This is a genomic window from Brevibacillus sp. SIMBA_040 (assembly GCF_046535075.1).
GTDB lineage: Bacteria > Bacillota > Bacilli > Brevibacillales > Brevibacillaceae > Brevibacillus.
Map to the genome: position 1 here is coordinate 483,010 of NZ_JAWRXI010000002.1, position 18,677 is coordinate 501,686.

22 protein-coding genes are annotated in these 18,677 nt (G+C 48.7%); 1 reads left to right on the forward strand and 21 read right to left on the reverse strand.

From position 1 onward, the window contains the following. Positions 1-20 precede the first annotated feature (20 nt). Entirely contained in the window at positions 21-839 is an 819-nt protein-coding gene (locus tag SB752_RS05350) for a TlyA family RNA methyltransferase (protein ID WP_410714667.1), read from the reverse strand. After that, positions 836-2,722 carry a 1-deoxy-D-xylulose-5-phosphate synthase gene (gene dxs / locus SB752_RS05355; protein WP_410714668.1) on the reverse strand — a complete coding sequence of 629 codons (1,887 nt, stop codon included), beginning with the start codon at positions 2,720-2,722 and terminating at the stop codon, positions 836-838. Before dxs ends, SB752_RS05350 begins: the two co-directional genes overlap by 4 nt. Positions 2,723-2,975: 253 nt before the next feature. On the opposite strand from dxs, the gene SB752_RS05360 reads away from it, so the two are divergent. Further along, positions 2,976-4,670, forward strand: coding sequence for a M3 family oligoendopeptidase (locus SB752_RS05360; RefSeq protein WP_410714669.1), 1,695 nt, complete (start codon positions 2,976-2,978; stop codon positions 4,668-4,670). A gap of 60 nt (positions 4,671-4,730) precedes the next feature. Here SB752_RS05360 and SB752_RS05365 read toward each other — a convergent pair whose 3' ends face one another. The 19 genes from SB752_RS05365 to spoIIIAA all read right to left on the reverse strand — a co-directional run bounded on the left by SB752_RS05365 (position 4,731) and on the right by spoIIIAA (position 18,486). Beyond that, complete coding sequence (locus SB752_RS05365) at positions 4,731-5,633, reverse strand: polyprenyl synthetase family protein (protein ID WP_410714739.1); 903 nt, start codon at positions 5,631-5,633, stop codon at positions 4,731-4,733. Next, complete coding sequence (gene xseB / locus SB752_RS05370; protein WP_049740229.1) at positions 5,633-5,884, reverse strand: exodeoxyribonuclease VII small subunit; 252 nt, start codon at positions 5,882-5,884, stop codon at positions 5,633-5,635. Before xseB ends, SB752_RS05365 begins: the two co-directional genes overlap by 1 nt. Beyond that, a complete protein-coding gene (gene xseA / locus SB752_RS05375; protein WP_410714670.1) occupies positions 5,853-7,232 on the reverse strand; it encodes an exodeoxyribonuclease VII large subunit in 1,380 nt (459 codons plus the stop codon). The genes xseB and xseA overlap by 32 nt, the downstream gene beginning before the upstream one ends. Before the next feature lie 69 nt (positions 7,233-7,301). Then, a complete protein-coding gene (folD, locus tag SB752_RS05380; RefSeq protein WP_410714671.1) occupies positions 7,302-8,156 on the reverse strand; it encodes a bifunctional methylenetetrahydrofolate dehydrogenase/methenyltetrahydrofolate cyclohydrolase FolD in 855 nt (284 codons plus the stop codon). Between the two features lie 88 nt (positions 8,157-8,244). Then, entirely contained in the window at positions 8,245-9,207 is a 963-nt protein-coding gene (locus SB752_RS05385; protein WP_410714672.1) for a tRNA (adenosine(37)-N6)-threonylcarbamoyltransferase complex transferase subunit TsaD, read from the reverse strand. 18 nt (positions 9,208-9,225) lie between these two features. Beyond that, complete coding sequence (gene nusB, locus SB752_RS05390; protein ID WP_410714673.1) at positions 9,226-9,630, reverse strand: transcription antitermination factor NusB; 405 nt, start codon at positions 9,628-9,630, stop codon at positions 9,226-9,228. Between the two features lie 52 nt (positions 9,631-9,682). Then, entirely contained in the window at positions 9,683-9,895 is a 213-nt protein-coding gene (locus tag SB752_RS05395; RefSeq protein WP_103105375.1) for a DUF2273 domain-containing protein, read from the reverse strand. A gap of 12 nt (positions 9,896-9,907) precedes the next feature. After that, positions 9,908-10,465 carry an alkaline shock response membrane anchor protein AmaP gene (gene amaP, locus SB752_RS05400; RefSeq protein WP_410714674.1) on the reverse strand — a complete coding sequence of 186 codons (558 nt, stop codon included), beginning with the start codon at positions 10,463-10,465 and terminating at the stop codon, positions 9,908-9,910. Between the two features lie 117 nt (positions 10,466-10,582). Next, positions 10,583-11,002, reverse strand: a complete 420-nt coding sequence (locus tag SB752_RS05405) for an Asp23/Gls24 family envelope stress response protein (RefSeq protein ID WP_103105376.1) — start codon at positions 11,000-11,002, stop codon at positions 10,583-10,585. A 67-nt stretch (positions 11,003-11,069) separates the two neighbouring features. Beyond that, positions 11,070-12,422: an acetyl-CoA carboxylase biotin carboxylase subunit gene (accC, locus tag SB752_RS05410; RefSeq protein WP_410714675.1), complete on the reverse strand. Its 1,353-nt coding sequence runs from the start codon at positions 12,420-12,422 to the stop codon at positions 11,070-11,072. Between the two features lie 16 nt (positions 12,423-12,438). Further along, positions 12,439-12,939 (reverse strand): acetyl-CoA carboxylase biotin carboxyl carrier protein, encoded by a 501-nt coding sequence (accB, locus tag SB752_RS05415; protein ID WP_410714676.1) that lies wholly within the window; start codon positions 12,937-12,939, stop codon positions 12,439-12,441. 220 nt (positions 12,940-13,159) lie between these two features. Beyond that, positions 13,160-13,825, reverse strand: coding sequence for a SpoIIIAH-like family protein (locus tag SB752_RS05420; protein ID WP_410714677.1), 666 nt, complete (start codon positions 13,823-13,825; stop codon positions 13,160-13,162). 13 nt (positions 13,826-13,838) lie between these two features. Further along, positions 13,839-14,480: a stage III sporulation protein AG gene (gene spoIIIAG, locus SB752_RS05425; RefSeq protein ID WP_410714678.1), complete on the reverse strand. Its 642-nt coding sequence runs from the start codon at positions 14,478-14,480 to the stop codon at positions 13,839-13,841. Between the two features lie 31 nt (positions 14,481-14,511). Beyond that, the gene (gene spoIIIAF, locus SB752_RS05430) at positions 14,512-15,183 is read right to left on the reverse strand and encodes a stage III sporulation protein AF (RefSeq protein ID WP_410714679.1); all 672 of its coding nucleotides are present in this window, start codon (positions 15,181-15,183) and stop codon (positions 14,512-14,514) included. 9 nt (positions 15,184-15,192) lie between these two features. Beyond that, positions 15,193-16,377 (reverse strand): stage III sporulation protein AE, encoded by a 1,185-nt coding sequence (gene spoIIIAE, locus SB752_RS05435; protein ID WP_103105381.1) that lies wholly within the window; start codon positions 16,375-16,377, stop codon positions 15,193-15,195. A gap of 17 nt (positions 16,378-16,394) precedes the next feature. Further along, complete coding sequence (gene spoIIIAD / locus SB752_RS05440) at positions 16,395-16,784, reverse strand: stage III sporulation protein AD (RefSeq protein ID WP_005827266.1); 390 nt, start codon at positions 16,782-16,784, stop codon at positions 16,395-16,397. A 13-nt stretch (positions 16,785-16,797) separates the two neighbouring features. After that, a complete protein-coding gene (gene spoIIIAC, locus SB752_RS05445; RefSeq protein WP_049740243.1) occupies positions 16,798-17,001 on the reverse strand; it encodes a stage III sporulation protein AC in 204 nt (67 codons plus the stop codon). A 16-nt stretch (positions 17,002-17,017) separates the two neighbouring features. Then, a complete protein-coding gene (gene spoIIIAB / locus SB752_RS05450) occupies positions 17,018-17,536 on the reverse strand; it encodes a stage III sporulation protein SpoIIIAB (protein WP_410714680.1) in 519 nt (172 codons plus the stop codon). Continuing rightward, a complete protein-coding gene (gene spoIIIAA, locus SB752_RS05455) occupies positions 17,533-18,486 on the reverse strand; it encodes a stage III sporulation protein AA (protein ID WP_410714681.1) in 954 nt (317 codons plus the stop codon). The genes spoIIIAB and spoIIIAA overlap by 4 nt, the downstream gene beginning before the upstream one ends. Positions 18,487-18,677 lie beyond the last annotated feature (191 nt).

Genomic DNA, 18,677 nt, shown 5'->3' on the forward strand with positions numbered 1-18,677 from the left:
CGAGGCTTTTGTTTTCTTTTTTATTTCAGCTTTGCATGTGCAGAAGCGACCACTTCAGTCACGCATTGTAACCAGCTTTCCGAATCCATGCCTGCATCGTTTTTTTTGAGATGCATGACGAATTCGATGTTGCCCTCTCCTCCGGTTATCGGAGAAAAATCCAATCCTTTTAAGGCAAAGCCGAGACTACTGGCAAATTGTCCAATATCAGTGAGCACGGCTTCGTGGATTTCGGGCTCCCGTACAATCCCGTTCTTACCGACCTTATCTTTGCCAGCCTCAAATTGCGGCTTGACCAAAGCCACAACATCCCCGTCTTGCTTTAAAAAGCGATACAGCACAGGAAGAATCAGCTTTAGCGAGATAAACGAAACATCGATGGACGCCGCATCAGGCAGCTCTCGATCAAATGAGGCCGGGTCCATATGCCGGAAATTGGTCCTTTCCATTACGACTACGCGCTCATCCTGTCGCAGGCTCCATGCAAGCTGTCCGTATCCCACGTCAATTGCATAGACGAGCCTTGCCCCATTTTGCAGAGCACAATCTGTAAACCCGCCGGTCGACGCCCCAATGTCCATCATGACTCGGTCAGTAAGGTCTACATGAAACACCTTGAGTGCTTTTTCCAGCTTCAATCCACCCCGACTTACGTAAGGGTGGACCTCGCCTTTAACCGTAATGGCAACATCCTCAGGAAACTTTGTGCCTGGCTTGTCGCAGCGCTCATTCGCTACTTGAACCAGACCAGCCATTACCGCCGCTTTTGCTTTCTCTCTTGTTTCATAATGTCCTCGCTCAACCAAGAGGACGTCAATTCTTTCTTTTCTTATGCTCATGCTTCCACTACGCCCTTCGAAATTGGTAACAGGGTACGCACACGAGAAGCAATATTCTCCGCTGTGAGTCCTACTTCCTGACGTTGTTCTTTGACACTGCCATGCTCGACAAAGTAATCGTCAACTGCGATTACCTGTACGTTCATGCCATGGTAGCCAGCTCGATTGTAGCATTCGATAACCGCACTACCGAAACCACCCATCTCTGAGCCTTCCTCGACCGTAATAATATCGTAACCTTCCCCAGCCAGGCGGAACAAAAGCTCCTCGTCCAACGGCTTGCAGAAGCGTGCATTAATGAGCATAGGCTTGATTCCTTCAGCTTGAAGCTGATTGACTGCCTTCTCTGCGATTTCGAATACGTGACCGAAAGAAAGGATTGCTACATGCTTTCCTTCTCGCACGATCTCGGCTTTACCGATTGGCAGCACTTGAAGCTCCTCATCCAGTTGCACCCCCCGGGCAGGGAGACGAGGATAACGATACGAGATCGGACCGCCCTCATAAACAGAAGCCGTTTTCATCATATGACGCAATTCATTTTCATCTTTTGGAGCCATGATGACCATGTTCGGGATGACGCGCATGTAAGCGATGTCGTACATGCCCTGATGTGTTTCTCCATCCGCTCCAACTAAACCAGCGCGGTCTACAGCAAATGTAACATTGAGCTTTTGCCGGGCAACGTCATGAATGAGCTGGTCGTACGCTCTTTGCAGGAAAGTAGAGTAAATGGCTAGCACGGGCTTGAGTCCTTGTGTTGCCAATCCCGCTGCAAACGTACATGCGTGCTGTTCGGCAATCCCGACGTCGAACAGACGATCCGGATATCTTTGACCAAACGGAATGAGACCGGAGCCAGCCGGCATCGCAGGAGTAATCGCGACAATCGACTTGTCTTCACTCGCCAGCTTTATCATCGTATCTGCGAAGACAGATGTATAGGTCGGTGCTGACTTCGGTGTATCACCTGATTCGATCTTGTAGGTTCCGATTCCATGCCATTTGACTGAATCAGCCTCCGCAGGCGCGTAGCCTAATCCTTTTTTCGTAATCGCATGAATCAGAACGGGACCTTTTGTTTGTTTCGCTGTCTTTAGTGTATCAAGCAAAAGCTCCATATTATGACCATCAATCGGTCCAATATACGTAAAGCCCAACTCTTCGAATAGAACACCTGAAACGAGTAAATACTTCATGCTGTCCTTGAAACGCTCCGCCATATTCGCCAGCTTGCCGCCAACAGCAGGAATGGATTTGAGCAGGGCTTCTACCTCATCCTTTGCCCAGCGATAATTTTCAGTCGAGCGTATTTTTCCCAAGTAATTGTGCAGGGCACCGACGTTAGGAGCAATCGACATCTCGTTGTCGTTTAGGATCACGATGACGTTTTTGTTCTCATGTCCGATGTGATTCAAGGCTTCCAGAGCCATACCGCCTGTCAGTGCACCATCGCCGATGACAGCAACGACATGGTTTTTTTCCTTTTTCAAATCACGAGCAGTCGCCATTCCCATCGCAGCGGACAAGGATGTACTGCTATGACCGGTTTCCCAAACGTCGTGCGGGCTCTCCACCATTTTTGGAAATCCACACAAACCTTTGTACTGGCGCAGTGTCGGAAACATCTCGCGACGACCAGTCAGCATTTTATGTACATATGCCTGATGTCCAACATCCCAAATCAGCTTGTCCCGAGGGCTATCAAATACATAATGCAAAGCCATTGTCAGCTCGACTACTCCCAGGTTTGGAGCAAGATGCCCCCCTGTTTGTGAGAGCGTCTCAACAAGGAATTGTCTGATCTCATTTGCCAGCGCATAGAGCTGCGGCATTGTACATTTTTTCAGGTCCTCTGGATCATTTATAGAAGTAAGCAGCATTGGTATTCCTCACTTTCAACTGTTCGTTCTCCGGCGATTGTGCATGCTGCAAATCAATCTGGCCAATGGAAAACTCGGCTCTCTTTTCTTTCAATAAAGCCTTACTCCGCTTATTTTCAACTTGATTCATTATAACGGTTTCTTAATAAAAACACCACTTTTCCTCCATACCTCGTAACAGACTGCGCAAAAACACCAATTTCTGTTAAAATAAAATAGATCGACAAAAACGCGTAAGTGAGGTGTGATCCCCATGAAGTTCACAGAAATTACATACAGCCGTGTAGACATGGATCAGATCGAAAAGCAATTCACAAGCCTTTTGAATGCATTTCAGAACGCGGCAAGCTTTAAAGAACAGGATAAGGTTATGGGACAGTTGAATGAGCTGCGCCAAGAAGTAGAAACAGCTCGAGAGGTGGCCCAAATACGGCACACGATCAATACTGAGGACCCGTTTTACAAAGCTGAACAGGACTATTGGGATGAAGCTGGTCCCTTATACCAAGGAATGATTTCCCGGTACTACGATGCGATCGTCCACTCTGCTTTTCGTACCGAGCTTGAGAACAAATGGGGAGCACAGCTGTTTCGGCTTGCTGAAACAACCTTAAAAACGTTTTCACCTGAAGTTGTGGCCGATTTGCAAGAAGAAAATCGGTTGACGAGTAGGTACACAGCGTTGATTGCTTCTGCCAAGATTATGTTTGAAGGCGCGGAACGCAATCTCCCGCAGCTGATTCCTTTTCAAAAATCCACTGACAGACAGCTACGCAAACGTGCATTTGAAGCCAAGTACCATTTTCTAGAGCAGCATACCGAAGAACTGGACCGTATTTATGATAGCTTGGTAAAAGTGCGCTCGCGAATCGCGAAAAAGCTCGGCTTTAAAAACTTCGTAGAGCTCGCCTACGCCCGGTTAAATCGCACTGACTACAACGCAGATATGGTGGCTGCCTTCCGCTCCCAAGTACATGAGCACATCGTACCTGTTGCGACAAAGCTGATCGAAAGGCAGCAAGAACGCATAGGCGTTGATACTATGAAGTATTACGATTTGGACTTTGATTTTGCTACAGGCAATCCGGCTCCCAAAGGCTCCCCCGATTGGATCGTGGACAACGGGAAAAAGATGTATGCGGAGCTGTCAGCCGAGACTGACGAGTTTTTTACCTTCATGCTCGACAATGATTGTCTGGACTTAGTCAGCAAAAAAGGAAAGGCAAGCGGCGGCTACTGTACCTATATGAGTCACTACAAGCTTCCTTTTATCTTCTCCAATTTCAATGGAACCTCTGGCGATATCGATGTGTTGACTCACGAAGCTGGTCATGCTTTCCAGGTGTATGTGAGTCGCAAATTTGAGGTGCCTGAGTACCACTTCCCAACCTACGAGGCATGTGAAATCCACTCGATGAGCATGGAATTTTTGACTTGGCCGTGGATGGAGCTCTTTTTTGAAGAGGATACGCAGAAATACAAATTTACACACTTGAGCGGGGCACTCCTGTTCATCCCGTACGGCGTTGCTGTAGATGAGTTCCAGCATGCCGTTTATGAAAAGCCGGAGATGACCCCACAAGAACGGAAGCAGACGTGGCGTGAAATTGAGCGCAAATATCTGCCTTACCGCAATTATGATGAAAATGATTTTTTGGAAGCAGGTGGCTACTGGCAGCAGCAAGCCCACATCTTCCGTGATCCGTTCTATTACATTGATTATACGCTTGCTCAAATCTGTGCCTTCCAGTTCTGGAAACGTTCGCAAGATAATGCCGAAGAGGCTTGGTCTGACTACCTTGCTTTATGTAAAGAAGGCGGCAGTAAATCGTTTACCGAATTGGTGGCTTTTGCAAAGCTATACTCGCCTTTTGAGGATGGCTGCATTGAATCTGTAATTGGCGAGATTGAAAACTGGTTAAACAGTGTTGATGACAAGCAGTTGTAAAGTGATGTTACAGAGTCATACAAAAAAGCTGGCTTTCCACTTTTGGAGGCCAGCTTTCTCTCACTTTTTTCGATCTCGCACATAATCAGCAAGCGGACTCAGCGCCGATTGCTCGATTCCAGCGTCGGCAAGGGCTGCTCTGGCCTCATCAATTAAGGCAACGAGACGTTCCTTTGATTCTGCCAAGCCTAACAACGAAGGATACGTTGCTTTTTGACGATCAGCATCACTGCCCACTGCCTTGCCAAGCTCAGCTGCGTCTCCCTCTACATTCAAAATATCGTCTTTAATCTGGAATGCCAGTCCAATGCAGACACCGTAGCGTGTCAAAGCATCCATTTGCGCTTCTGTAGCTTCAGCGAGGTATCCTCCGCCCCGCAGTGCAGCGATCAGCAGGTCCCCTGTTTTATGGCGATGAATGAACTCCAGCTGCTCCAAGTCAAGCTGTTTGGTCTCTCCCTCGATGTCAGCCATTTGTCCCCCGACCATCCCGGTAGCACCAGCGCGTTTGCCAAGCTCGGCGATCAGGTTGACCGTAGTTTTTGCAGATACATCTGCTCGCTCACCGTACTGTTCCGCAATAAAAGAGAAGGCACGTGTCAGCAAGGCATCTCCAGCCAAAATGGCCGTTGCCTCTCCAAACACCTTGTGATTCGTTGGCTTGCCGCGTCGCAAATCATCATCATCCATGGCGGGCAGATCATCATGAATTAACGAGTACGTATGTATCATTTCCAGGGCGACCGCAAAAGGAATCCCCCGCTCAATCGGCTTGTCCAACGCTTCCAAAACCGCGAGAACCAGCATCGGACGCAGTCTTTTTCCACCCGCCATCAGGGAATACTTCATGGATTCATACAGGGAAGAAGGAACACCTTGTTGTTCCAGAGCAGGAACGAGGTTGTTTTCAATAAAGTCGATCTTCTCTTTCAGGTAGGCTTGGAATGTATCCACGGTAATCATCATTCCCCTTCCACCCGAAAAGCCTTTTGCTTCAGCTGTCCGTCCTCTTCTACAAGCTGAACGATTTTGGCTTCAATTGCATCCAGTTTCTGGCCGCAAATCCGGGAGAGGGTTACGCCCTCCTGATACAGAGTGATTGCTTCTTCCAAAGGAATTTCTCCTTCTTCAAGACGATTCACAACTTCCTCGAGCCGTTTCATCGCTTCTTCAAACTGCATGTCATTCTCTTGGTCTGTTTTCTTGCGAGCCATTGTGTTTCTCCTCCCGATTAATCTGTTCCACACGTGCAGTCGCACTACCATCTTTTAATCGTACCATGAGCTCGTCTCCCGGAGCAAACTGCTCTACGGATTTCACTAAAGTTTCACCTGTATATACCAAGGAAAAGCCCCGCTGCATGACCTTCAGTGGACTGAGGGCATCGAGCTGTGCAACGCGAGCCGCAAACGACATTTGCTTTTGTGTGAGGTGTCCCCTAATTCGTTCATCCAGTCGTGCGCGGAGTGTGGAAACATTTTTACGCCGCTCGCCGATCCGATCTGCGAGCTTGTAACGCTTCAGCTGACTGTCGATTCGCTCAAAGCGCTCACGTCTTCTGACGAGCAGATTCTTCATCACTTGACTCATCCGCAGATGTGCCCTGTCCAGTCGTTCGGCTGATTCCTCCAACCGCCTCTGTGGTTGACGCATGGCATAGGAGTTCGCTAAACGTTCCAACCGCTTACGCTCTGCGCTCAGGCGATTTTGTACAGCGCGGGATATGCGGCTATCGAATTGCTTGACTCGCTCTACCCATTCCAAATAGTGGGGTACCGCCAATTCTGCTGCGGCGGTAGGTGTAGCTGCTCGCACATCAGCTACAAAATCTGCAATCGTTATGTCCGTTTCGTGTCCGACAGCCGAGATGACGGGGATAACCGAGGAGGCGATGGCCCGCGCTACCATTTCGTCATTGAAAGCCCACAGCTCTTCGATCGAGCCACCGCCTCGCCCCACGATCAGCACATCGATATCCGTCTGCTGATTTATGATGCGAATAGCTGAGATGATAGAGGTAGGTGCGTCCACTCCCTGCACGACAGCCGGAGCCAGTACGATCTGGGCTTGCGGGTATCTTCGCCTGATGGTGGTGCAAATATCCCGAATCGCCGCCCCTGTAGGTGATGTAACCACCCCTACTTTTTTTGGGAAACGCGGAAGCAGCCGTTTTCTTTCTGCTGCAAACAGTCCTTCTGCCGCCAGCTTTTCTTTTAATTGCTCAAACGCCAAATAAAGAGATCCCAGTCCATCCGGCTGCATCTCTTTGGCATATAGCTGATAGGCGCCATCCCGTTCAAATGCAGAAATCGAGCCCCTTACGATTGTTTTGGTACCATCCTTTGGAAGGAAGCGCACGAATCGATTATAGCTGGCAAACATCACCACTTTGATCCGTGATGTCTTATCCTTGAGGGTAAAATACATATGCCCGCTGGAGTGGTGGGTAAAATTCGAGATTTCTCCTCTCACCCATACATCCTGCAAATATGCTTCCTTTTCCAGCACATGCTTGATGAAGCGATTCAGATCACTGACAGATAAAATGTTTTGTGCAGCCATAAGCCCTCCTATAGAAAAGAAATGGATAAAGCAATGAGTGCCCTATCCATTTCCATGTAGCAGGTACTGTTATCGTTTTGCTTGCTTTCTCGCTGCCATCACCGTGTTTTTCAATAGCATCGTAATGGTCATAGGTCCTACGCCGCCAGGAACTGGTGTCAAGAAGCTTGCCACTTCCTGCACCTCGTCAAATTTGACGTCCCCTACCAGCTTGCCTGTTTCGATGCGATTCACCCCAACGTCGATTACGACCGCCCCAGGCTTCACATGTTCTTTTCCAATCATGTGAGCCTTACCAGTAGCAACCACGAGAATATCCGCTTTTCGCGTGTACTCCTCCAAATTTTGCGTGCGCGAATGACACATCGTGACCGTAGCGTTCTCTTGCTGCAAAAGTAAGGAAACTGGTTTGCCTACGATGTTGCTGCGGCCGATGACAACAGCATGCTTGCCTGCAATTGTTGTACCTGTGCGTTTGATTAATTCAATAATCCCGTGCGGTGTGCAAGGAAGCATCGTTTCATTCCCCAGCACCATGTTGCCTACGCTGATTGGATGAAAGCCGTCCACGTCTTTTTCCGGGTGGATCGCTTCGATCACAGCAGCCTCTGAAATATGAGCTGGCAGAGGGAGTTGAACCAAAATCCCGTTAACGTTCGGATTTTCGTTCAATTCTTGGATGATCGCGAGCAATTCTTCCTCTGTAGTCGAAGCATCCTTCAAAATCATCTCTGAACGGATACCGACTTCCTCACAGCCCTTGGACTTTCCGCGTACATACGAATGAGACGCAGGATCATCGCCTACCAATACTACCGTCAAGCCTGGGACGATCCCTTGTTCTTTCAGATCAGCAACTTCGTTTGCCAATTCGAAGCGAATACTTTGTGCTACTTCTTTTCCTTGGAGAATGGTTGCAGCCATGGAGAAAAAGCCTCCTTCATTTACGTCGATACATTCAGTGTACCGATTTAGTGAGTAGCTGTAAAGCCGAATCATAAAAAGTTCACCTTTATTTAATGTTCGCCTTTTGCTTCATCCACCCAAGCATAGCGACGCCATAAGCGTTATCTCCTGAATAAACAGGGTCGCAGAAGTATAATTTCGCTTTGACTGCAGGGTGCTCCAATCGTTTGATCAAGCGCTCACGCATGTATTGATTCGCAGCGACACCACCGACGATCAGGATATCTTTCGGCAAGCCTTGCTCTACTGCATGACGCAATGACTTTTCCAGCGTATTGGCGATACATTGCTCTGTTGCACGGGCAATATCAGCGTGGCTTGCCGCTCCGGCCTGAAGTGCACGTAGAAGCGATGCTTCCGGTCCAGAAAAGCTAAACGATAGACCATCAACTGCTGAGGAAACCCGAAATTCTCCTGATGCTTGCTTTGCCAGCTGCTCCAATTGTGGACCTGCCGGAAATGACATCCCAAGAGCAACGCCGATGCGGTCTACTAATTGTCCGGCATGAAGGTCAATGGTACCTCCTACCTTTTCAATCGAGTAGCCCGTATTCGATCGTTCACATACCAGAAGCTCACTCGTACCTCCAGATAGATGCACAGCCAAAAAGCGGTTCTCTTTGGAACGTACATCGGCGGTATATTCCCCTGCGGCAATATGTCCTTCCTGATGGGTAGTCAAATGGAGCGGTACACGCAAATAGGTCGCAAGTGATTTCGCGAGACCCTCTCCTACCTTAAACACTGGCATATAGGATTGATCTACAGGGCGCGGCTTTTCACTGACACATACAGCTTCAATCTCATAATCCATCCATTTCATTTGCTCACTTAGTTCTGGCAAGTTCATCACATGCTGAAAGACGGCTTCAGACTGTTGCAGACCGCGCTTTCCTTCCTTTACTTTCAGGAGGCGTTTTGCTTCTGCCACAATCCGGCCGTCTTCCTGAGCCAAGCACAGTGATGTCCGGTAATTGCTCGTATCAATGCCTAACATTACCTTTGTCATGCTTGTATCTCCTGCCTGTTACGCCTGTGCCGTCTCACGAGTCTGCAAGAAGCTGGACAAGACGCCGTTAATATATCGATGGGATTGCTCATCAGAAAACAGCTTGGCAATCTCGATGGCTTCGTTCATAACGACTTTATCGGGAGTTTCTGCTTCAAACATGATCTCATAGAAAGCCAGACGAAGAATAGCGCGATCAACATTGGCAATTCTCTCTAACTGCCAGCCACGCAAATACTTTTTGATCTCTGCATCAATCTCTGCCAGGTTTTTTAAAACACCATCGAGGAGATAACGCAAATACTCTGCTTTTTCTTCGGATTCTTCCATAACCAGTGCAACTGCTTCCATAACTGGGACTTCAGCCATGTCAATCTGGAATAGACATTGGACTGCTTTTTCTCGTGCTGTTCTTCGTTTCATTCCATTCACCTACTAATTAAAGTGAGCTCGGAGTTCATCTCCCCGAACGTAATCAACGGAACTTGCCTGGCAGAATCCGATCAAGGATTTCCCGCAAATCTTCTTTATGATCCAATTTACGACCAATGTAGTAGCCGGTTCCGACAAACACAACAAACACCAGTGTATCCCAAAAGCCGACAAGAAGGTAGATGATACCGAAAAAAAGTCCGGCAATAACCCCCATTAGCTTCCCCTTGTGCTCCCACAATAACTCCCATAACATGGCTTTCACCTTCTATTCCACACGCTTGCGAGCCGCGTAGTTTTCTTGCTGAGCCACTTCCGTAACAACGACTGCTACTTCAGAAATAACAACCCCAGCAATGCCTTCCACTTGCTCCTTTACACCGGCCTGCAGCTCTAGTGTCAAATCAGGCAAAGGCGTTTCCCCATCCACAGAAACACGCAAGGTAATAATATTGCCGCTTTCCAACGCTTTCACAGTCGTCTTCATATCACGGACGCCTTTTACCCGTCTTGCAGCACGCTCAGCAATGGTTTGGATCGTCTGAATCGTAATATTAACTTCACCCAGATCATTGCGCTGGCGAATACCGCGTTCCACTTTAGGCTTGCTTCTGCGGAAGGAACTGAAAAAGAAACGAAGGCTGACAACGAGGAAAATGATCGCAACGATGAGATACGCGATGTTGGTCCCAGCTAGCATTTGATCTACATATGGCGTAAATACATCTGGTGAGATCCATCCGCTAAAAGCGGTTATTGCGATGCAGGACAGGATGATCAGAGCAAAGCTGTAAATCGTCAAGATAAAGCGGTCAAACAAATTCACATGCATCTCTCCTTTAAGCCAAGTTTGCAGGGGAGACAAACAAGGCACGTATAACAATAGCCCAATTTGAATGAGTAAAATGCCCCCTGTTAGTAGGGGGCATCCATCCGCTGCATGTTAACGCACGCGCTGGTAATCTTCCACTACAGCAGCAGGCGCTGGCGCTTTTTCTTCGGCTTTCAGCTCTACGTCGACGATATGTACGTTAACCTCAACCACCGAAAGACCCGTCATGCCCTCGATCGCATTACGCACACTATCTTGAATATTTCGAGCAACATCCGGAATTCGGTGTCCGTATTTCACGATAATAGAAACATCAACCGCAGCCTCACGGGAACCTACTTCCACGCGAACGCCTCGTGCAATATTTTTACGGCCTAGTCGTTCAGCTATTTCTCCTACGAAACCGCCGCTCATTTGTGCTACGCCTTCTACCTCGGACGCAGCCATGCCAGCGATCACTTCCAATACTTCGGGAGCGATCTGGACTTTTCCCAGCTCCGTTCTATCTAAATCTGGAGTAAACTCTTCCATGCTTCGCACCTCCCTTTAGATTTGTTATTCATTATAGCAAGAGCACCGTTTTTTTACAAATTCGCTCTTACTCACCAAGATTCAGATCATACAGCTCCAAAAACTTGGTGTCAAATTGTCCACTGATAAATACTTCATGCTCAAGAACTTTCAAATGGAAAGGAATCGTGGTTGTAATTCCCTCCACCACAAATTCTCCGAGTGCACGTTTCATTCTCTCTATCGCTTCATCGCGGTCTTTTCCCCATACGATCAGCTTTGCGATCATCGAATCGTAGTACGGCGGAATAGCGTATCCAGAATAAGCTGCGCTGTCCACACGAACTCCGAAACCACCTGGTGCCAGGTATTCTGTAATCCGTCCTGGAGATGGCATGAAGTTTTTCGCAGGGTTTTCGGCATTAATTCGGCACTCAATCGCCCATCCGTCCAGCTGGATGTCTTCCTGAGTGAACGACAGTGGCTCTCCCGCTGCAACGGTCAGCTGTTCCTTGATCAGATCAATTCCCGTTACCAGCTCAGTTACAGGATGCTCCACCTGAATACGTGTATTCATTTCCATGAAGTAGAATTTTCCGTGTTTATCCAAAAGGAACTCTACCGTACCCGCTCCGTGGTAAGAAACAGCCTGGGCAGCCGCTACTGCAGCTTCTCCCATTTCCTTGCGAGTCTCCTCACTCAAGGCAGGGGACGGAGCTTCCTCGATCAGCTTTTGATGTCGGCGTTGGATGGAGCAATCGCGTTCGCCCAAGTAGACAGCATTGCCATGCTTGTCAGCCATGATTTGAATTTCTACATGGCGAGGACCTTCTACGAATTTCTCCAGGTACACCCCGGCATTACCAAACGCTGTTTTCGCTTCATTTTGCGCCTGACGAATCGCTTTTTCCAAGTCTTCATCGTCTACCGCAACGCGCATTCCGCGGCCGCCACCGCCTGCAGTTGCCTTGACCATGACTGGATAGCCAATTTCATTCGCTGTTTTGATAGCGTCAGCTACATCTTCAATCAAGCCCTCTGTACCTGGTACTGTCGGTACGCCAGCCGTTTTCATCGTATCTTTGGCTGTAGATTTGTCACCCATTTTCACAATTGCTTCTGGATCTGGACCGATAAAGGTGATATTACAAGCAGCACAAATCTCTGCAAAATCAGCGTTTTCCGCCAAAAAGCCGTAGCCCGGGTGGATTGCATCTGCTCCCACCTTGGTCGCTACGCTCATGATGTTTGCTATATTCAAATAGCTTTCTTTGGATGCCTTTGGACCAATACAATAGGCTTCGTCGGCCAGTTTGACATGAAGCGCCTCACGATCCGCTTCGGAGTAGACAGCGACCGTACGAATGCCCAGCTCGCGACATGCACGGATAACCCGTACGGCAATCTCACCGCGATTGGCAATCAATACTTTTTGAAACATTTCGCTCTCCTCCACCTTATTCTGGCTTCACCAAAAACAACGGTTGACCATATTCAACCAATTGGCCATCTTCTACGAGTACTTTAACGATCTCGCCCGTTACTTCTGCTTCAATCTCATTAAACAGCTTCATCGCTTCTACGATGCAAACTACTTTGCTCGCGTTCACTTTGTCGCCTGCTTGGACATACGCTGGTTTGCCTGGCTCTGGAGCGCTATAGAAGGTTCCGACCATCGGGGAAACAATTTTGTGCAGGTTGGCGTCATCTGCTACTGACTCAGCTTTTGGCGCTTCCGCAGCGACTGGCGCTGCTACAGGAGCTGGTGCGGCTGCTACGGGAGCTACTGCCACTGGCGCAGCTACGGGAGCAGCTGTAGCAGGTTGTGCAACTACTACCGTTTCTGTACCACTGGATTTTCTCAGGGTGACTTTTGTCCCGTCGGATTCCAGCTTGAATTCATTAATGGAAGATTGATCAATCAACTTAATAATTTCGCGGATTTCATGAATTTTCATTACGAACAAGCACTCCTTCGTTTGTTTCGATCAAGATTCAGGGAGTCAATTATGTATCCTTTTGGCAAACCATAAATCCATGGTAGCTTGTTGCCTAGACCACGTCAAGAAAGGATTTCCCCTCTTCTTTCCCAGAAGAAGTGAGGAAATCCTTACAATCATGCCCGTTTTGAGTGTTGCTTATAACGGGAATACGTCCCCAAGATTCACCTGCATTCACTCAAGAAGTCTTAAACTGGACGTTAATATTCGTAGCAGGCACATTCAGATGCTGCTTGACATGCGCGATGATTTCTACGGCTTCATTTGCGCTCAGTTTATCCTTTTGTACGATGACCGTTACTTTATCGTCCTGTACAAATACGACTGCATCCTGGTAGCCGCTCGCTTTGAGCATTTCCTCGACATTCATCGTGGCATTGTCTTGGGAAGAAAGCTCTTCGTATTTTGCTTTTGCTTCTGCGACTGCTTGCGGCGAAGAGTCTGCATTGCTCATGATCGCGAGCTGTTCATCCTTTTGCTGTTGTACCTGCGCTTCTCTCTTCATTTTATAGCCTTGGAAAATCTCGCTTGTGGTATCTGCTACTGGTATTACTGCATTACCTGCTGTCTGCTTGGCTGGATCAGGAGTCCCGGGAGTATTTGCTTGTGGTGCAGTAGCTTCTTGGTTGTTGTTTTTCGAATCGACTGGTGTAGCTTGAGGAGCTTGCTCGACTTGCTTGGATTCAACCACGACCCCAGAAATCTGCTCCTGCTTTTGCACAGCCTGCTGATTTCCCGAGGTGGGCACTTGGTCCACAGGTCCCTTCACCAAATAGTACCCGGAAAGCACCACCATGACAGCCAGCATTGTCAACAACCACACTGTTTGTTTCCGCAGAATCATTTGCCATTACCTCCTACCCTTTTTTGGGCAAAATGGATATCTTGTAAGCGGGAACATCTAAAACCTTTTGAACAGCTTCGGTGATCCACGCTTTCACCTGAATGTTATCAGCACCCTTTGCTACCACCAGGACGCCGCGAACGCGAGGCTTCAGCGTTTTCACGACGACGGGTTGGTCTTGCTTGCCGCCCTGGATGATGACCAACTGCTCATCGCGGGACTGGTCATTTTGATTGCGAGTCGCTTTTTCCTTATCCATCTCCTGATTCGTGGAGGAGCGTATGTTTCGGTTCTTTTCTACTACCAGCTCAGGCGTGGATTCTAGATTGACCATAACATCCACACCCCCTACACCGACCACGCTCCCCAAAATATCCCGCAGCTGTGATTCGTATATGTTTTCGTACTCAGCGATGATGTCCGTAGCGGGTGAGCTTCCCAGTACGGGAGTCGATGAGTCGCTGCTTGGCGTGCCCCCAGATTCATTCGTGGAGACACCAAATCCGAGGGGTGCCTGATCTTTTTCTACAGCGAGAAAGTCCGTCAAGATCATAGCTGCAACCCCTACTCCCAATATGACAATCAAGTAATGGAATGGCCTCAGCTTTTTATTTCCACGATTGCCTTCCCACAGCTTCTTCAGCTTTTCCAGCATCTCTCTCACCTCGCTTTCTCGGACACATCCGTTATTGTTTTTCCCCTCTGCGAGACTCGTCCACGACGACAACCTGTTCCTTGGTAAGCCCCCACTGCTTGGCAATATCAGTAGAAATTTGTGTGAGCATCGGGTCGCTCTGCTGCGCTGCTGCTGCTATTTCCTGTTTTGGCTCGATAGAAGACTTCTCGCCGATGACTATCTCTACCGGTTGAATTGGTTTAACGGTTTCGATCGGAATCTGCCCTTCCTGCTTTTCCTCTCCTGGCTCTCCCAGTACAAGCTCGATTCTTTCCAGCTTAGGCTGGTCGGGATTTTTGCTATTTACGATGACTGCCACATCCTGCACATCCACCCCATACGCTTCCTCTACCCTTGCCTTCACTCCCGCTGCAACCTGTTTTTGGACATAGGCGGTCATTTGTACATCCTGCTGGCCTAATAGTTTGTCGGTGATCCGTTTCCACTCCGCATCGGCCGGCTTGTTCAATTGCTGCTGATAGCGATCCAGTCGAAACGCAAGGTCCTCCTGCGAAAGACTAAACAGAGAAAAGACCGGGGAAATGATCGTGAGCAAAAGAATCAGGCCCATCACCATCTTGACGTAACGCTGGAGTGTCGTATTCGGGAGAATTAAATCGAGAAAGGCTGCCAAAAGGACGAGTAGGATGATTTTTTTCAGCCATAAGGTTAACCATGTCATTTCGATCACCTACCGAACCATCATAGAGATGTTGCCCGCTGCGATAATGATGGTAATGGCTAGAAAGAACATCAGCCCGACCGTTGCCAGCGCGGCGAAAACGAACAACAGGCTTTTGCCAATCGTGCCTAGCGCACTAATAATTGGACTGTTCCCGAGTGGCTGCAGTACGGCAGAGGATACGTTGTAGATCAGAGCCAGTACCAAAATTTTTAACGCTGGAAAAGCGCATAACGTGATTAAGATCAAAACCCCAGCTAAACCAACTGCATTTTTCACGAGTAACGATGCATTCAACACGGTATCTGCCGCATCAGAAAACATTCGCCCGACAATCGGTATGAAGTTTCCGGTTATATATTTGGCTGTCCTGAGCGTTACTCCGTCTGTTACTGCCGAGGTGGCCCCCTGAATGGAGATGACCGCCAGAAAAATGGTTAGAAAGGAGCCAAGGACACCCATGGCAATATTGCGCAGCAGTGTAGCGAGCTGTGTTACTTTATATCTTTCAGAAAACAGGCTGACGATGGAGAGCATCGCTGAGAGAAACAGTAACGGAAACACCACATACGAGATCATCATCCCGCTGATGTTGATCATGAAAATGATGAGCGGGTGAAACATGGTCGCTGTGGCCAGATTGCCAACTGATGCGAGTAGCGCTATCACCAGAGGAATCATGGCTAGCATGAAATCCGACATGTTCGCTATGGCGTCCTTGGCGTAAGTAATGGCGACGTGGAAGCTGTTGATAGCTAGAACCATCAAGACGAGATAAGCAATGGAATAGGCAACGGTCGAAACGGCATTTCGTTCAAAAGCATTTTGCATCGTCTCCAGAATCATGGCGAAGACGGTAATGATAATAATCGAGCTGAGCAATTTTCCATTCATCAAAATCTCATGAAAAACGAACTTGCCCATCCCTTTAAGCACACCTGAAATGCTGAATTCTCCCTGATTCATGAGCAGCTGAACAAAGCCTTCAGATTTGATGTCGGGCAAATATCCTTTGTACTCTTTCTGAAGCTGCGTCCAGTATTGCTCTACTCTCTCTAGCTGCAAATGGCTTACCTGCTGCTGGACGATCTCGTTTATCGGGTCAGCAGTGGGTGTAGCAGAAGCGAATACACCTTCAATCGGTAGGAGCATTAGTAGGAACAAGACGAGGATCAACTTGCGTGTAAGCGCCACTGACATCCCACCTCCCCTCACGCCGGCAACAAGTCGATGACTGTCTCAATGATGATTTGGATAATCGGCACGGCCATGACCAAAATCAAGACCTTACCCGCCAGCTCGATCTTGGAGGCGATTGCCCCTTGTCCTGCGTCTCTGGTCATTTGTGCGCCGAATTCAGCAATGTAAGCAATTCCGATAATTTTTAAAATGGTTTCCAGGAACACCAGGTTCAAATCTGCCTGGACTGCCAGCCGTTCGAGAATTCGAATGACTTCAGCTATTTTGCCAACGAGAAAGTAAAAGATAATGACACCGCTGGCGATAGCCAAAAGGAAGGCGAACATCGGCTTCTGCTCTTTGATGACCAAAGCCAGAATCGTAGCCACCAGCCCAAGCCCGACGATTTGCACGATCTCCATCTGCAGCCCCTCCTCAGTTGAACAGGAAGACGCGTTTTACCTCGGTAAAAAGATCGCCGATGTAGTGCGACACCATATACAGGACGATGATAAACCCGACGAGTGTAGCCCAGTGCGCGATATCTTCCTTGCCCGCCTGCTTCAGGACCGTATGCAAAATGGCTGTGATGAATCCTACCGCTCCGATCTGGAAAACAGGTGTCAAATCAAAATCCACTGTGAACACCTCACCTTTAGAACATCAGGATGACGACCAGCAGACCACCAAGGAAGCCAAGACTCTTATACATTTTTTCGTACTTTTCCTGTTCGAAACGAGCTTCCTGGGCAAGTCCCTGTAGATGGGTGACAGCCAGACGCAAATGCTTTTGCTGGTCTTCCCGATCGGATGAACCTAGAACCTGGCCCAAGCTTGTCAGCACATCTCGTTCTTGTTTTCGCAAGGCCGTATGCGTCCACAGCTTCCCCATCGCTTGCCTTAGAGCTTCCTCAGCGGACTGTGCCTTCTCGGTATTCAGTAGTTCCGCAGCAAAGAGAAACATTTTGCCGACGTCCTCCGAAACACGTTGACCGACCTTTATGAATGCACGATTCAACGGAGTCAGACCATACACGATTTCGGTTTCAAGCATTTGCAGGGCAACCAGCAGCGCTCGCAGCTGAACGGGGCGATAAGCGTAATAGCGACCAATCTGCCAGCCGACCATAGATGCGGAAAAAAGGATCAGTACGGCGCCGATCAGCTTGATCATACGACCTGCTCCTTTTTAAGCGGCTTCAGACATTGATCGTAGATGGCCTGGATCGTTCCTACCCCTTTTGTCCGACTGAGGACAATGTAACGTGAGAAAGCACCCTGTCGGATCAGCTTTCCCAGCATGGGTCTCTCGGCAACTTCCGTCACATCCGCTCCGTGTGCAGAGCAGATGACAGATACACCAGCATGTATCGCTTCCCACACGGCATCACCGTCTTCGGGGCGGCCTATCTCGTCCACGATCAAAACATCCGGTGACATGGAGCGAATCAGCATCATCATGCCTGCTGCTTTGGGACAAGCATCCAACACATCCGTACGTGGACCGACATCTCGCTGCGGTACGCCTTGCAAGCAGCCAGCCAGCTCAGAACGCTCGTCCACAATCCCTACCTTCCGACTCGAAGACCACTCGCTGCCGTAACTGATGGATCTGGCCATGTCACGTAACAATGTGGTCTTTCCGCATTGAGGGGGGGAGATGAGAAGCGTGTTGAGCAATTTACCGCTCTCAAAGAGAACCGGCATGACCTTTTGTGCCGCTCCTTTTTTCTCGCGAGCAATCCGGATATTGAAGCTGGTGACATCTCGGATTCCTTTTACCTCTCCCTTGTCCAGCACCACTTTACCCGCGATTCCGATCCGGTGACCCCCAACAACTGTGATGTAGCCCCGTTTCAGCTCTTCTTCCAATGCGTACAAGGAGTGCTGGCTTACCTGGTTCAAGAGCTTGACTGACTGTTCCTCGGTGAATTCCCACCCTTGGCTCGCTATCGAAGTGAGCTGCCCAGAAGCTGTGACATAACTGGACTGCTGACCATATCTGACTTCCAAGGGCTGATCTTGCCGAAGACGTATTTCTTCTAGCTGCTCTGTTACCGTGGGAGGAAGGGCGTGTAAAATAGTGCGTATGCTTGCCGGCAAGATCGCCATGATCTCCTTCACGGCTGGTCCCCTCCTTTTTGGCTGAAGGATGCTTTTTTTGCTCGCTCAGCCTTTGTCCACATTGAACTTACCTCCATCCTATGCAGAGATGGACGAGATTTATGCTAAAAAATACGCCAGTGGATTGCTTGTACCAAAAAAACAAAACGGTCATGACCGTTTTGTTTGACCACAAGCGGTCACATCCACTT

Bases quoted from the DNA above. Each gene is read 5' to 3' on its own strand.
- SB752_RS05350 (WP_410714667.1), bottom strand. From the start codon at position 839: ATGAGCATAAGAAAAGAAAGAATTGACGTCCTCTTGGTTGAGCGAGGA.
- dxs (WP_410714668.1), bottom strand. From the start codon at position 2,722: ATGCTGCTTACTTCTATAAATGATCCAGAGGACCTGAAAAAATGTACA.
- SB752_RS05360 (WP_410714669.1), top strand. From the start codon at position 2,976: ATGAAGTTCACAGAAATTACATACAGCCGTGTAGACATGGATCAGATC.
- SB752_RS05365 (WP_410714739.1), bottom strand. From the start codon at position 5,633: ATGATTACCGTGGATACATTCCAAGCCTACCTGAAAGAGAAGATCGAC.
- xseB (WP_049740229.1), bottom strand. From the start codon at position 5,884: ATGGCTCGCAAGAAAACAGACCAAGAGAATGACATGCAGTTTGAAGAA.
- xseA (WP_410714670.1), bottom strand. From the start codon at position 7,232: ATGGCTGCACAAAACATTTTATCTGTCAGTGATCTGAATCGCTTCATC.
- folD (WP_410714671.1), bottom strand. From the start codon at position 8,156: ATGGCTGCAACCATTCTCCAAGGAAAAGAAGTAGCACAAAGTATTCGC.
- SB752_RS05385 (WP_410714672.1), bottom strand. From the start codon at position 9,207: ATGACAAAGGTAATGTTAGGCATTGATACGAGCAATTACCGGACATCA.
- nusB (WP_410714673.1), bottom strand. From the start codon at position 9,630: ATGAAACGAAGAACAGCACGAGAAAAAGCAGTCCAATGTCTATTCCAG.
- SB752_RS05395 (WP_103105375.1), bottom strand. From the start codon at position 9,895: ATGTTATGGGAGTTATTGTGGGAGCACAAGGGGAAGCTAATGGGGGTT.
- SB752_RS05405 (WP_103105376.1), bottom strand. From the start codon at position 11,002: ATGGAAGAGTTTACTCCAGATTTAGATAGAACGGAGCTGGGAAAAGTC.
- accC (WP_410714675.1), bottom strand. From the start codon at position 12,422: ATGTTTCAAAAAGTATTGATTGCCAATCGCGGTGAGATTGCCGTACGG.
- accB (WP_410714676.1), bottom strand. From the start codon at position 12,939: ATGAAAATTCATGAAATCCGCGAAATTATTAAGTTGATTGATCAATCT.
- SB752_RS05420 (WP_410714677.1), bottom strand. From the start codon at position 13,825: ATGATTCTGCGGAAACAAACAGTGTGGTTGTTGACAATGCTGGCTGTC.
- spoIIIAG (WP_410714678.1), bottom strand. From the start codon at position 14,480: ATGCTGGAAAAGCTGAAGAAGCTGTGGGAAGGCAATCGTGGAAATAAA.
- spoIIIAF (WP_410714679.1), bottom strand. From the start codon at position 15,183: ATGACATGGTTAACCTTATGGCTGAAAAAAATCATCCTACTCGTCCTT.
- spoIIIAD (WP_005827266.1), bottom strand. From the start codon at position 16,784: ATGGAGATCGTGCAAATCGTCGGGCTTGGGCTGGTGGCTACGATTCTG.
- spoIIIAB (WP_410714680.1), bottom strand. From the start codon at position 17,536: ATGATCAAGCTGATCGGCGCCGTACTGATCCTTTTTTCCGCATCTATG.